This window comes from Synechococcus sp. CC9605, from assembly GCF_000012625.1.
GTDB lineage: Bacteria > Cyanobacteriota > Cyanobacteriia > PCC-6307 > Cyanobiaceae > Parasynechococcus.
In genome coordinates this window covers 1313029-1325238 of sequence record NC_007516.1, presented here as the reverse complement: position 1 = coordinate 1325238, position 12210 = coordinate 1313029, and the positions used below count along the sequence as shown (strand labels likewise).

Below are 12210 nucleotides of genomic sequence, written 5' to 3'. Positions count from 1 at the left end.
ATGGGTCATCGGTCGAGGGGCCTCAACAGACCGACGCTCTTCAGCAGCAACGTGCCCGCCAGAATCAGTGCGGTGAGTAGCAGAAATCCCGCGAGCATCACCGTGGCGCTATAGCCGAAATCGAGGAAGCGCATGCCGTTGAGGTAGGCATAGAGGGCGATGCTTTCGGTACTGCCGGCGGGACCGCCACCGGTGAGAACCTGCACCAGATCAAACACCCCGAAAGCCTGGGCCAACCGGAACAGAAGGCTCAGCAGGATGTAGGGGAGCAGCAGCGGCAGGGTGACCCTGCGAAGTGCCTGAAGGGGCGTTCCCCCTTCCAGGCGAAAAGCGCTGTAGAGGTCGTCGGGAATGCTCTGGAGCCCTGCCAGAAGAATCAGCGTGATGAAGGGCGTTGTTTTCCAGACATCCGCAAACACCGTCACCAGCCAGGTGATCGATGGGGTAGACAGCAGATCCAGGGAGCCGAGGCCAAGGCTTCGTGCCAGCACCTCGATCGGGCCGTAAGGCGTGTTGAAGATCCAGCGCCAGCCCAAAGCCATCATCGTTGTGGGCAGGGCCCAGGGCAGCAGGGTTAGGGCGCGAACGGCACCCCGACCGCGCCAGCGTTGATGCAGCAACAGTGCAATGGCCAGGGCCAACAGCAACTCCAAACTCACCGAGATCAGGGCGAATCGCGCGGTTTGTCCGGCATCCAGCCAGAAGCGCTGATCAGCCGCCAGTCGCAACCAGTTGGCCCCGCCGTTGGCCACCGGTTCAAGGCCCGTAAGAACGGAATCAGCGTGAAAGCTCAGCCAGGCGTAGCGAAGCATCGGCCAGCCGAACACCACCGCGATCAACAGCAGCGCAGGAGCAGCTAGAAGCATGGTCATGGCGTGGCTCCCGCAGCACGCAGCAGGGTCTGGCTCCGCTGCTGCGTGGTGGCCATGGCCTCATCGGCGGACCCGGCAGCGGTGAACAAGCCATTGAGTTCCCGCTGCACCACATCGCTTAGCTGGGCATAAAGCGGGGTTGGTGGACGAACCACCGCATGGTTCAAGCCCACCAGCAGATCAGGCAGCACTGGAGAGGCCTTCAACATCTCCGGATCGTTGAACAGATCCGCCTGGATGGGTGTGTAGCCATTGTTGAGAAAGCGCTGCCGCTGGGCGGTTTCGCTGGTGAGGTAGCGAATCGCTTCCACCGCTGCCTCCTGGTGCTGCGATTGGCGCATCAGGCTCAGCCCCCAGCTGCCGAGGGTGGCTCCGGGACGTTCACCCGGTTGCGCCACCATCAGGCTGATGCCTACGTTGCCTTTCACCGTGCTGTCGTCCTTCTGCAGCTCAGCCCAGGCGTAGGGCCAGTTGCGCATCAGCGCTGCATCCCCTGCCTTGAAGGCCTGAAGCGACTCCGCCTCGGCGTAATTGGTCACGGCGTAGGGGCTTACGCCTTCGCTGATTAGATCGTCCAACCAGGCTGCCGCGGCCGTCGCCGCAGGCGTATCGAGTTCCATGGTGTTGGTGGTGGTGTCCATCCAGCCACCGCCGAAGCCCTGCAGCACTTCAAGGAAGTCGCAGCTCAGGCCTTCGTACTGACGTCCCTGCCAGACAAAACCGTTGGCAACGGCTTCGCTTTTAACGAGGCGTCCAGCAACCTCCACCAGTGCATCGGGCGTTGCTGGTGGCTGATCCATCAGATCCGTGCGCCAGTAGAGCAGTCCCACATCGGCCACAAGGGGCCAGCGGTAGAGATGGCCGTTGTAGTCATTGCCCAGCCGTGCCCCTTGCACCAGCTGCTCCTGGTCGCCCTGATCAAACCAGGGATCCAGGGGTTCCAGCCAGCCGGCGGCGGCATATTTCGGCAGCCAGGTGACATCCATCAACAGCGCGTCGAAGGGCGCATCGCCGAGCAGAAGACTGCTAATCGCTAGATCTGAGATCGATTCCGTGTTCAACGGACCTCGGATCAAGCTGAGATGAATCCGGCCGCGATGCTCACGGTTGAAGGCTTTCACCAGATCAGCACTGGCATCGGTGAAGGATGACGGCATCAGGATGCTCACCTCCTCCGCCCTAAAGGAGGCTGACCCGATCAGGGCTCCCAGGGCCATCACCAGCGCCAGGGCACCGCCTGCGAGCAAGCGGCGCAGTTTCATTGCGGGGTCGAGGGCGACAGACCAGACATCTGTTCATCCGCCCAGTCGCTGACGGTGTAGCTCTCAACAGCATCGGTCATGCGGCTCATTCGGTCCCGTTGTTCGTCTTCATCCATTTCCAGTGCCGATTCAATGGCCTCGTCCATGCGGCGATTCGAATACGGGTTGGTGAGCACGGCACCATCGAGCACAACCGAGGCTCCGGTGAATTCTGAGAGCACGAGAACGCCGCCACGGTTGCGTCGAGCAGCGGCATATTCCTTGGCCACCAGATTCAGGCCATCCCGCAGCGGCGTGATCCAGCACACGTCTGCATGGCAGAACCAGGCGATCATTTCGTCGTAGGGGATCCGACGGGTGGAAAAGCGGATGGGCACCCAATCGATCTGGCTGAAGCGGCCGTTGATTCGACCGGCCATTTCCTCGATCGAGCGTTGGGTGTCTTCGTAGATCTTCATTCCACTGGCGGCGGCCACACAGGCCAGCATCAACACCACTTGTCCGTGCAGATCTTTGCGTCGTTCCAACAGCCGTTCAAAGGCCAGCAGTAACTCTTCGTTCCCTTTGGTGTAATCCACTCGACTGGCGGAGAGGATCAATTTTCGACCTTTTTTGGTGTCTTGAACGATCAATTCGCCATGGCTTTCAACCGACGGGCTCCAGCACAACTCCTGAATAAGATCCGGTGAGGTGCCCACCGGAGAGCTGAGCAGCTGAATCGTGCGGCCGTTGTGCTCGAGGTGACTGGTGACCGTGCCTTCCGACAGGGCAGTGCCGACCTCAATGAACTTTTCGTCCACCGGCACTTTGGGTCCACGTTTGGCACCCACAAGGGTTGTGGCGGCACGGGCAAAGTTTTCCGTGTAGCGGGGAATATGAAAGCCGACGACGTCACAACAAAGCAGACTTTCCAGAATCTGCTCACGCCAGGGAAGGATGGCGAAAACATCATTACCCGGGAAAGGAGTGTGATGGAAAAAGGCGATCTTCAGGTCTGGACGTTCGGCTCGGATGTATCCAGGAGCCAACCAAAGGTTGTAGTCATGAACCCACACCGTTGCACCTTCGGCAGCTTCGGCGCATGCCGCCATGGCGAAACGTTTGTTGACCTCTTCAAAGATCTTCCAGTTCGCATTGTTAACATTAAAATATGTCGGGAATGTATGAAGAATTGGCCAGAAGCATTCTTTGGATGTGATGTGATAAAAACTGGAGATCTGTTCATCTTCCAGGGGGATTCTGCAAAGAGTGAACGGAGAAGGGTTATCCATCTCAAACCGTTCTGTGCCCTCATTCGACTGATCGTTGACTCTTCTCCAGGCAATCCAGGTGCCCTTTTCGCAGCTGCGGAAAAGATTGCGAAGGGTTGGAATAATTCCGTTAGGGCTTTTCTGATCGACCCATATTCTTTTGCCGTTCTTGTCTTTTGATTCGTCGAACGGTGTGCGGTGGTAGAGGATTACAAACGAACTCTGACCCGCACCCATTTATTCGAACAACGCTTCGTTCGGTCCACCATTCAGCAAAAGCCCTTTTTTGTCAAACGGCGGCTTCGGACTGAAAAGTCACCAACGAATCCAGCACCTCCCGGGCGTGACCGTTGGGTCGTACCGCCACCCAGCGTTCGCGCAGCACCCCGTCCGGATCGATCAGGAAGGTGTGGCGTAGCGAGTACGGCGCCATCCACGACCCGTAGGCCTTGCTAACGGTTCCGTCGGGGTCCGAGAGCAGGGGGAAGCTCAATCCTTCGCTTTCACAGAAGGATTCGTGGTCATCAACGCTGTCGGCGCTGATGCCGATCACCTCGGCCCCGGCCTGAAGGAAGTCGTTGTGAAGGCTTTCGAAGCCCCGGGCTTCGATCGTGCATCCGCCGGTGAAATCTCTTGGGTAGAAGTAAGCCGCGAGCCAGCGGCCGCGCAGATCACGGCTACTCCATTGCTTCCGATCGGGTTCGGATTGGCTGGATCCGGGCAGATCAAAATCGGGCACGGTTGTACCCGTTTCCAAAACAACACCCCCGAGGGCCGAAGCCCGCGAGGGTGTGAGCGTCAGAGCTGCAAGGAAAAGGCCGGACTTGACTAGTAATTCCCGCCGATTCACCCGTTCAAAATCTCAGATCTTGGCCAGGTTAATGCCCAGAGACTTGGCATAGGCGCCGAGGCCTTTCTTCTGGATAGTTTTTAGGGCGCGGGTGGTGACGCGAAGCTTCACCCAGCGGTTGCCTTCGGCCCACCAGAGGCGACGCTGCTGCAGGTTGGCCTGCTGCAGCTTCTTGGTGCGGATGTGGGAATGGCTCACAGCCATGCCGTTGTTGGCGCGAGTACCGGTGAGCTGACACACCCGTGACATGACAATGTCCTTCTACTGAGAGGTTGTTTGGAGCTGAAAAACCAGTTCCAAAAAATCAATTTAGCAAAAGGTCTTCCGCTCAAAGACCTCTCTGCATCAAGGCACCCATCAATTCAGCACTGCGGGTCTGGAAACCGGCCAGTTCATTGGGTTCCAGCCCCCCGACGCCCAGGCGCGCCATGTCATACAGATGGCGGGCCACATCCTCGGACAGGCTTGCGGTCGGCGATGTTTCCGCCGCTCCCACCAGCACACCACCGGCACGCAACTTCAGCATCCCTTCCACAAGGGGGTGACGCCGGTTCACCAGCAGCACGTGATGCTCGGGAAGTCCTGGCAGCCGTTGTTCCATCAAGGCGCCCATGTCGTTCAGCCGGCGCATCTGCTCCGGCAGAAGAATCAAGGCCGGCGGTGCTCCTTCGGCTTTCAGGGCCTGCACCTGAACGGTCACCTTGTCATTGGCCAGGGCCCCTTTGATCAGATCACGCAGTCGGTCTGACTCCGTGGTGCCGTCCTGATCGGTGAGCTCGGCATCGTTGTCCTTCAGGCTCTCGTCCAGTTCAGAGTCAACGCGCTGGAAGGTGAGTTCCTCATGGCGATGCTCCAGCCAGGGGATGAACTGGGTGTCGATCACCGTCTCCAGCTTCAGCACTTCCGCGCCCTGGGAAGTCCAGAGGTTGAGCGCTCCGGCCTGGGCGACGTCATCGGTGCTGTAGAGCACGCGCTTGTTCTGATCCGCGGACAGTCGGCTGCGGTATCCCTCCAGGGTGGTGAAGGCACGGCCATCGGAGGCGATCGGGTCAGCGTCGTTACCTTCCACTGCTGCTGCGGTGGTGGCGAACAGGATCATTTCAGACACCTGCTCCGCGAACTTTTCGTCCTCCATGGCGCCGATCTTCACGAAGGGTGCCAGGGCATCCCAGGCTTCGGCGTAACCCATGGGATCCTCCTTTTTCAGGTTCCGCAGCCGGTCGGACACCTTCTTGGCGACGAAGTTGCCGATGGAGCGAACGCGTCGGTCGGTCTGCAGGGCACTGCGGCTCACATTTAGGGGGATGTCGGGTGAATCGATCACTCCCCGCAGGGGCAACAGGTAGCGAGGAACGACCTCCTTGATCGAATCGCTGACGAACACCTGGTTGCAGTACAGCTTGATTTCCCCTTTCTCCCAGTCGGCACGACCGGTCTGCTTGGGGAAGAAAAGAATGCCCTGAAGGTTGTAGGGATAGTCGGTGTTGAGGTGAACCCAGAGCAGGGGGTCGCCCTGGAAGGGATACAGGTAGTGATAGAGATCGATGTAGTCCTGATCACTCAGATCTCGGGCGCTTTTGCGCCAGGGGGCATCCATCTTGTTGATGGTTTCCCCTCCCAGCTGCACCGGTACTGCCATGAAGTCGCAGTAGGTGTTGATCAGGGTGCGGATCCGGGCCGGTTCGAGATATTCGAGCTCGTCCTCCATCAGATGAAGGATCACGTCCGTGCCGGGCTGCTCCTTTTCGGCGGCAGTGAGGCTGAAGTTCGGGGAACCATCACAGCTCCAGCGCACGGCCTCAGCCTCGGGCCGGGCTGAACGGGTCAGCAGCTCCACCCGCTCGGCCACCATGAAGCTGGAATAGAAACCCAGCCCGAAGTGGCCAATGATGGCGTCGTTTTCCTGCTTGTACTTCTCCAGGAAATCCTCGGCACTGGAGAAGGCCACCTGGTTGATGTAGCGCTTCACCTCATCGGCCGTCATGCCAATGCCGTTGTCGCTGATGGTGACGGTCTTGGCCTCACGATCCACCGTGATCCGGATGGCTCCGTCATCCCCTTCGCTGCAGTCGCCGGCCATGGCGGCCATGCGGCGCTTGCTGATGGCGTCGACGCCATTGCTCACAAGCTCCCGAAGAAACACCTCGTGGCCGGAATAAACGGCCTTCTTGATGATCGGGAAAATGTTTTCGGTGTGGATCTGAATCTGACCCTGTTCCTCCAGCACCGCCATTCCTTTGCTGCGAAAAACCAGACACTAGAGACAGGTTTTGCCCCGGCTCAACGGCTTTTTCAGGGGGTTCTCCGTACCTTTCTGCAGCTCAGGGCGTCTTCTGCAGGTCTGGACGCTCTTCGGCAACGATGGCTCCTTCAACGGGACACACCTGCAGGCAGATTCCGCAATCGATGCAAGTGTCGAAATTGATCCAGTAGAAGTCGGTGCCCTTTTTGTTCTTTCCTTTGCCTTGGTCAATGCAGGCCACGGGGCAGGCATCAACGCAGTCAGCGATGCCCTCGCAAACGTCAGTGACGATGGAATGAGCCATGGAGGTCCTGCTGTACAGCGGGATCCTAAGGATCGACCCAATCCAGCTGCAGACCACCCTGGGCTTTCGCCTGCAGCTCAGCCTCCTGCATGGATGACAAGGGTTCAAGGGCCATCACGGCAGTGCGTCCCTGCTCGTGCCAGCTGCGCTGACGCTCCATCGCGGATTCCAGATTCGAGGCCGTTGAAAAAGCAATGAGAACATCGGACTGCTGTTGTTCGGCAGCATCCAGGTCTGAAATCAGTTCGCGGATCGGATCGATCGCGAGGCTGAACCCTGCGCCAAAGGCCCGATCATCCGTAGCGCCGCAACGGCGCACCAGGTCGTCGTAGCGACCGCCGCGGGCAAACACCACCGGTGAACTGCGGCCATCACAAACGAGCTGGAACACCAGGCCGGTGTAGAGCTCGAAATGGGGTTGGAAGGTTGGATCGAGCTGGATCGTCACTGCCTGAGCCTGAGCTGCCGAGGCGAGATGGGTACAGAGCCGCCGCAGCTCATCGAAGACCGGCTGTTCCCCGTAGAGACTGCTGAGCTGAGCCAGCACCTGGTCGGGGGTGCCGCGGCAGTCCATCAGGGAGAGCAGCCTGGTCTTCTCGGCGTAGGCCAGATCGAAGCTTTCGATGGCCAAACGATCGAAATCGATCAGTGCGGTGCGGATCTGATCACGCACTGCACCATTAAATGGACGGAGCACCAGATCCATCAGGGCGGTATGCCCCAACAACAGCCTTGGTTTCTGGCTGGTCTGCAGCCCCAGGGTCTGAACGGAGGCCATCAGCAGGCTGAGCAGCTCCATCTCCGCTTCGCTGCCGCTGACGCCGAATAGTTCGACGCCGCTCTGCAGGTTTTCCTCAATGCACTGCCCCCCCTCATCAGCGGAACGGGTCCGGAACACCGTGCCGGAGGCCCAGAGCCGAAGCGGTCTTTGACGATCCGCGAATCGGGTGCAGGCAGCTCTGGCGATGGATGCCGTCATCTCCGGACGCAGCCCGAGGGGGTCATCGGCCACAAGACGAACAATGTCTGAGCTGTCGATGGCACCGCCGGCCATCAGGGTCGCCAGGCGTTCCACCCGGGGTGGTGAGACCTCGTCGTAGCCCCAGAGGCGGTAGACCGACGCCAGACGTTCCGTCAGCTGTCGATTGGTCTCCACCTGACGTGGATTCAGATCCTTTGCGCCAGCTGCAGGTTGCAGCGCCATCTCACGTCCTCTCGGCCAAGCCTCAGGATCCCATGGCCGTGACCTCGGGTGCACCGAAAGCGGCTCCAGGCAGTGGTTTCACCTGAGAAAGCCCTTCGGTGATCGCCGCATGCAGGCTGGCGCCAGCGGCAACGACCCGACCACTGGAGAGCTCGAAGGGTCGATTGCCATAGCCGGTGACGGTTCCACCGGCCAAATCCACCAACGCCACTCCCGCCGCCAGATCCCAGGGAGACAGGCCCCGTTCCCAATAGCCGTCCTGGCGGCCAGCGGCCACAAAGGCCAGGTCCACCGCTGCAGCACCGCCCCGGCGAACGCCGTGGGAGCGATGGGTGAACCAGCAGAACTCGGCGTAGTTGTTGTCTAGTCGGGTGTGCCGGTCGTAGGCGAACCCAGTCACCAACAGGGAGTCTTCGAGTCGTTCGCAGCTGCTCACCTGAAGGGGGCTGTCGTTGCAGAACGCTCCGATCCCCGGTGCCCCCCAATACATCTCTTTGAGAAAGGGCACAGCGATGGCGCCGAGAAGAGGCTGCTGGCCGAAGGTGAGCCCGATCGAGGTGGCAAAGAAGGGATAGCCGTGGGCGAAGTTTGTGGTCCCATCAAGGGGGTCAACACACCACCTCAAACCGTCCTGCTGACCGGCTGCTCCGCTTTCCTCCGCCAGCACAGCAATGTCAGGGGTCTGCTCCGCCAGCAGCTTCAAGATGATGCGCTCGGCAGCAAGGTCAGCATTGGTGACCAGGTCGCCGCTGCGGCCTTTGTTCTTGATGGACGACAGGCGCCCGTAGTGGCGCATCAGTTCCTGGCCGCCGGCATCGGCCGCTGAACGCGCCACGCCCACAAGACGCTCCAGATCGCTTGGGCTGAGACCGGCCTCGCGGGCGGCACGGCTACAGATCGATTCCGGCATGCTCACTCCTCCTCAAGGGGGATGCGAGCGGTGACGCGCCCTTTGCCGAAGTGGCGTCCGAACTGGAGCTCGTACACCTCATCCTCATTTTGGGTTTCAGCCTCCAGGGGGCCGATAGCGCGGGCCACGCAGAGAAGGCCGTAGCCCTTGTCCCTCAACTCCCGCGACAGACCCATCGCTTCGCGCTGATCGAGGCTGCCGCTCTGCACACGAACGGCGCACTCTGTGCAGCATCCGTTTCTGCAGGAGAAGGGAAGTCGATCGCCCTGCTCTTCGAAGCTGTGGAGGATGTAGTCCCCTTCAGGGACGTCGTGGGTGATGGTGCGACCCTCCTGGCGCCAGTGAATCGTGATCCTGTGGCTGGGACGCATGAAGGTCAGCTGTCAGTGCCCTGCTACATTCTCACCTGCCCCATTTAGCCGGTGGAGAGCTGGCCGAGTGGTCGAAGGCGCAGCACTGGAAATGCTGTATAGGGGCAACTCTATCGAGGGTTCGAATCCCTCGCTCTCCGCTTCACCGGTCCATAAGGGCCGGATTTTTTTTGCCTTTTTCGAGGCTGGAAAGCCCATCACGGCCCTGCTCGGGGCCGGCTGGACGATCAGCCGAAACGACCGGAAACGTAGTCCTGGGTGGCCTGCTGTTGGGGGGCGTTGAAGATCTTGTCGGTGTCGTTGAATTCCACGAGGTAACCCACCTTCCCGGTTCCCCCTTCAACGGCTTCTGCGTTGTAGAAGGCGGTCATGTCGCTAACGCGAACGGCCTGCTGCATGTTGTGGGTGACGATCACTATGGTGAAGCTCTTCTTGAGCTCATGCATCGTCTCCTCGATCTTCAACGTTGAGATTGGGTCGAGGGCTGAACAGGGTTCATCCATGAGGATGACCTCCGGCTGAATTGCGATCGTGCGGGCGATGCAAAGGCGTTGCTGCTGTCCGCCGGACAACGAATAACCGCTCTCATTCAGCTTGTCTTTGCACTCATCCCAAACCGCCGCCTGGCGGAGGGACCGCTCAACCAGCTCATCCATGTCTCCCGTGTAGCCGTTGATACGAGCGCCGAAGGCGATGTTTTCGTAGATGCTCTTCGGGAATGGATTGGGTTGTTGAAACACAATCCCAATCCTGCGGCGCACTTCCACCGGATCAATCTTTGGTCCGTAGAGGTCAACGCCTCCAAACAAGATGCTTCCCTTGAGTGAGCAGCCCTCGATCAGGTCGTTCATCCGGTTCAATGAACGCAGCACCGTGGACTTCCCACAGCCGGAAGGGCCAATGAAGGCTGTTACTTTTCCGCGGGGAATCTCGCAGTAGACGTTTTTGACGGCTTCGAAATTGCCGTAGCTGATCGTGACGTTCTGCAGGGAAAGGGCGACGTCTGTGTTGTGGGACTCGGTGGCTTGAGGCTGTTGAAGAGTCGTCATGGCTTTATGTAAGAAGTGATTTATTTGGCAGCAAATCGCGCCAGCCAGCGAGAGAAGAGGTTTAGGGCCAGGATCATCACAACGAGCACAAATGATGCGGCCCAGGCCAGTTCGTTGTGAAATTCGTAGGGCTCGATCGCGAAGTTGTAGATCATCACCGAGAGGGTGGCGATTGGAGAAAAGATCCCTTCCGGCGTGAGCAGATCCGACCAGAACGGTGAGAACAGGGCTGTGAAAAGCAGCGGAGCCGTTTCCCCTGCTGCTCTGGCGACAGCAAGGACAACGCCGGTTGCGATTGGTGTGAAAGCGGCAGGGAGTGTGATTCGAATGATGGTGACGAATCGGGATGCGCCCACCCCCAGGGCAGCACGCCGTAGGTCGTCGGGCACCAGCTTCAGGCCTTCATCAGTGGTTTTGATCACTGTGGGCAGCATCAGCACCGCCAGTGCCATGCCACCGGCGACAGCGCTGTAGGCGTTCCCGAACAGAATTCGGCTGGTGACGATGGTTCCGTAGATGAACACGCCGGCAATGATCGATGGCACCCCGGCCAGCACATTGGTGCCGAAGCGGATGAACTGAGCGAACCATCCAGATCGGGAATATTCGGCCAGAAAAACACCGCCGCCAACGCCCACTGGAACAGCGATCAGGCCAGCAACAGCCGTCACTACCAGGGTCCCAACGATCGCATTGGCGATGCCGCCTTCTTCGAGGCCTGGCGGTGGAGGCAGTTGCGTCAGCAGGGCCAGGCTGATCTTGCTGCCCCCCTGCACCAGCACGTAACCCAGCACCAGGATCAGGGGCAGAACAGCGATGACTGCGAACAGTGCCGCCAGAAACGAGAGTGCCCCGCTGCTGATGTTTCTGCGTTGAAGGGGCTTGTAGCTGAGGTCAGGGGCTGACTCGGCTTGGTAGTGGGTGAGCGTCTGAGTCATGTCAGTACTTCAGGCTCAAACGCTTCACAATCCACTGGGCAAAAATATTCACGCACAGGGTGAGAACAATCAGCACAAATGCTGCGTACATCAGCGATGACACCTGTGAGCCATCCGCTTCACCAAATTGATTGGCCAGCATCGCCGAGATGGTGTTGCCGGGTGCCAGCAGCGAAATACTGAAGTTGTTGGAATTGCCGATGATCATTGTCACGGCCATGGTTTCGCCCATGGCGCGGCCCAAGGCCAACATCACACCGCCAATGATTCCTGAAATTGCTGCCGGGAGAATCACATTGATGATGGCGCCCCAGCGGGTTGTGCCTACTCCATAGGCCGCCTGGCGCAGTTTCTGAGGAACCTGATTCAGGCAATCACGGGAAATCGCCGTGATGATCGGCAGGATCATCACTACCAGAATCAACACCGCAGGAATGGTGCCTGGACCCATCGGCGGGGTGCTGAACAGGGGGAACCAATTGAACAGTTGATAAAGCAGTTCAAGCCCCGGACGGATGAATGGCTCCATCACAAAGATGGCCCAGAGGCCAAGAACCACCGATGGGATCGCTGCGAGCAGCTCCACCATCAGGCCGATTACGTCCCGGATCCGCTTGGGGATGATGTTCTCGGTGATGAAGATGGCTGTGCCGACCCCGAGGGGCACCGCAATCAACAAGGCCAGCAGTGATGTGATCAAGGTGCCGTAGATGGCCGCCCCGGCCCCGTACTGATCGTCCACCGGATTCCAGTCTGAGGTGACCAGGAACTGCCAGCCGTAGCGGGCCATGGATTCCAGGCTCGCCTGGAAAACAACAATCAGAATCGAGAACAGAACAATCGCCACGACGGAGGCCATGGCGATTGAAAGATTTTTGAAACTGATGTCCACCAGCTTTTCTGCCGGTGGACGGCTTCGGAGCAAGTAACGACTGTCCGGGTCGGACATGCATCCAGG

The 12210-nt window shown here is 59.3% G+C and carries 13 protein-coding genes and 1 tRNA gene; 1 reads left to right on the top strand and 13 read right to left on the bottom strand.

Going from position 1 to position 12210, the window contains the following annotated elements:
- Window positions 1–5: 5 nt before the first annotated feature.
- The 10 genes from SYNCC9605_RS07075 to SYNCC9605_RS07030 form a co-directional block, all read right to left on the bottom strand.
- Entirely contained in the window at window positions 6–872 is an 867-nt protein-coding gene (locus SYNCC9605_RS07075) for a carbohydrate ABC transporter permease (protein WP_011364378.1), read from the bottom strand.
- A complete protein-coding gene (locus tag SYNCC9605_RS07070; protein WP_011364377.1) occupies window positions 869–2134 on the bottom strand; it encodes an ABC transporter substrate-binding protein in 1266 nt (421 codons plus the stop codon). Before SYNCC9605_RS07070 ends, SYNCC9605_RS07075 begins: the two co-directional genes overlap by 4 nt.
- Complete coding sequence (ggpS, locus tag SYNCC9605_RS07065; protein ID WP_011364376.1) at window positions 2131–3621, bottom strand: glucosylglycerol-phosphate synthase; 1491 nt, start codon at window positions 3619–3621, stop codon at window positions 2131–2133. The genes SYNCC9605_RS07070 and ggpS overlap by 4 nt, the downstream gene beginning before the upstream one ends.
- Window positions 3622–3673: 52 nt before the next feature.
- Window positions 3674–4234, bottom strand: coding sequence for a peroxiredoxin (locus tag SYNCC9605_RS07060; protein WP_011364375.1), 561 nt, complete (start codon window positions 4232–4234; stop codon window positions 3674–3676).
- A gap of 12 nt (window positions 4235–4246) precedes the next feature.
- Window positions 4247–4483 carry a 50S ribosomal protein L28 gene (gene rpmB / locus SYNCC9605_RS07055; RefSeq protein ID WP_006850205.1) on the bottom strand — a complete coding sequence of 79 codons (237 nt, stop codon included), beginning with the start codon at window positions 4481–4483 and terminating at the stop codon, window positions 4247–4249.
- Window positions 4484–4562: 79 nt separating this feature from the next.
- A complete protein-coding gene (gene htpG, locus SYNCC9605_RS07050; RefSeq protein ID WP_011364374.1) occupies window positions 4563–6467 on the bottom strand; it encodes a molecular chaperone HtpG in 1905 nt (634 codons plus the stop codon).
- An 88-nt stretch (window positions 6468–6555) separates the two neighbouring features.
- Complete coding sequence (locus SYNCC9605_RS07045; protein ID WP_006851587.1) at window positions 6556–6780, bottom strand: indolepyruvate ferredoxin oxidoreductase subunit alpha; 225 nt, start codon at window positions 6778–6780, stop codon at window positions 6556–6558.
- A gap of 25 nt (window positions 6781–6805) precedes the next feature.
- A complete protein-coding gene (locus SYNCC9605_RS07040; protein ID WP_011364373.1) occupies window positions 6806–7984 on the bottom strand; it encodes an ATP phosphoribosyltransferase regulatory subunit in 1179 nt (392 codons plus the stop codon).
- 22 nt (window positions 7985–8006) lie between these two features.
- Entirely contained in the window at window positions 8007–8894 is an 888-nt protein-coding gene (locus SYNCC9605_RS07035; RefSeq protein WP_011364372.1) for an inositol monophosphatase family protein, read from the bottom strand.
- 2 nt (window positions 8895–8896) lie between these two features.
- Window positions 8897–9265, bottom strand: a complete 369-nt coding sequence (locus SYNCC9605_RS07030; RefSeq protein ID WP_011364371.1) for a 2Fe-2S iron-sulfur cluster-binding protein — start codon at window positions 9263–9265, stop codon at window positions 8897–8899.
- A 53-nt stretch (window positions 9266–9318) separates the two neighbouring features.
- On the opposite strand from SYNCC9605_RS07030, the gene SYNCC9605_RS07025 reads away from it, so the two are divergent.
- Window positions 9319–9405: transfer RNA gene (locus SYNCC9605_RS07025), tRNA-Ser, on the top strand.
- Window positions 9406–9492: 87 nt separating this feature from the next.
- On the opposite strand, the gene pstB is transcribed toward SYNCC9605_RS07025, so the two are convergent.
- Genes pstB through pstC form a run of 3 tightly spaced genes read right to left on the bottom strand, consistent with a single transcriptional unit; the run spans window position 9493 to window position 12201 of the window.
- Window positions 9493–10314, bottom strand: coding sequence for a phosphate ABC transporter ATP-binding protein PstB (gene pstB / locus SYNCC9605_RS07020; protein WP_011364370.1), 822 nt, complete (start codon window positions 10312–10314; stop codon window positions 9493–9495).
- Window positions 10315–10334: 20 nt separating this feature from the next.
- Window positions 10335–11252, bottom strand: coding sequence for a phosphate ABC transporter permease PstA (pstA, locus tag SYNCC9605_RS07015; RefSeq protein ID WP_011364369.1), 918 nt, complete (start codon window positions 11250–11252; stop codon window positions 10335–10337).
- Between the two features lies 1 nt (window position 11253).
- Entirely contained in the window at window positions 11254–12201 is a 948-nt protein-coding gene (gene pstC, locus SYNCC9605_RS07010; RefSeq protein ID WP_011364368.1) for a phosphate ABC transporter permease subunit PstC, read from the bottom strand.
- Window positions 12202–12210: the final 9 nt, after the last annotated feature.

What these genes read in the sequence shown, in the direction of transcription:
- htpG (WP_011364374.1), bottom strand. Translation starts at nt 6,467, where the DNA reads ATGGCGGTGCTGGAGGAACAGGGTCAGATTCAGATCCACACCGAAAAC.
- SYNCC9605_RS07070 (WP_011364377.1), bottom strand. Translation starts at nt 2,134, where the DNA reads ATGAAACTGCGCCGCTTGCTCGCAGGCGGTGCCCTGGCGCTGGTGATG.
- SYNCC9605_RS07045 (WP_006851587.1), bottom strand. Translation starts at nt 6,780, where the DNA reads ATGGCTCATTCCATCGTCACTGACGTTTGCGAGGGCATCGCTGACTGC.
- ggpS (WP_011364376.1), bottom strand. Translation starts at nt 3,621, where the DNA reads ATGGGTGCGGGTCAGAGTTCGTTTGTAATCCTCTACCACCGCACACCG.
- pstA (WP_011364369.1), bottom strand. Translation starts at nt 11,252, where the DNA reads ATGACTCAGACGCTCACCCACTACCAAGCCGAGTCAGCCCCTGACCTC.
- SYNCC9605_RS07075 (WP_011364378.1), bottom strand. Translation starts at nt 872, where the DNA reads ATGACCATGCTTCTAGCTGCTCCTGCGCTGCTGTTGATCGCGGTGGTG.
- pstB (WP_011364370.1), bottom strand. Translation starts at nt 10,314, where the DNA reads ATGACGACTCTTCAACAGCCTCAAGCCACCGAGTCCCACAACACAGAC.
- rpmB (WP_006850205.1), bottom strand. Translation starts at nt 4,483, where the DNA reads ATGTCACGGGTGTGTCAGCTCACCGGTACTCGCGCCAACAACGGCATG.
- SYNCC9605_RS07040 (WP_011364373.1), bottom strand. Translation starts at nt 7,984, where the DNA reads ATGGCGCTGCAACCTGCAGCTGGCGCAAAGGATCTGAATCCACGTCAG.
- pstC (WP_011364368.1), bottom strand. Translation starts at nt 12,201, where the DNA reads ATGTCCGACCCGGACAGTCGTTACTTGCTCCGAAGCCGTCCACCGGCA.
- SYNCC9605_RS07030 (WP_011364371.1), bottom strand. Translation starts at nt 9,265, where the DNA reads ATGCGTCCCAGCCACAGGATCACGATTCACTGGCGCCAGGAGGGTCGC.
- SYNCC9605_RS07035 (WP_011364372.1), bottom strand. Translation starts at nt 8,894, where the DNA reads ATGCCGGAATCGATCTGTAGCCGTGCCGCCCGCGAGGCCGGTCTCAGC.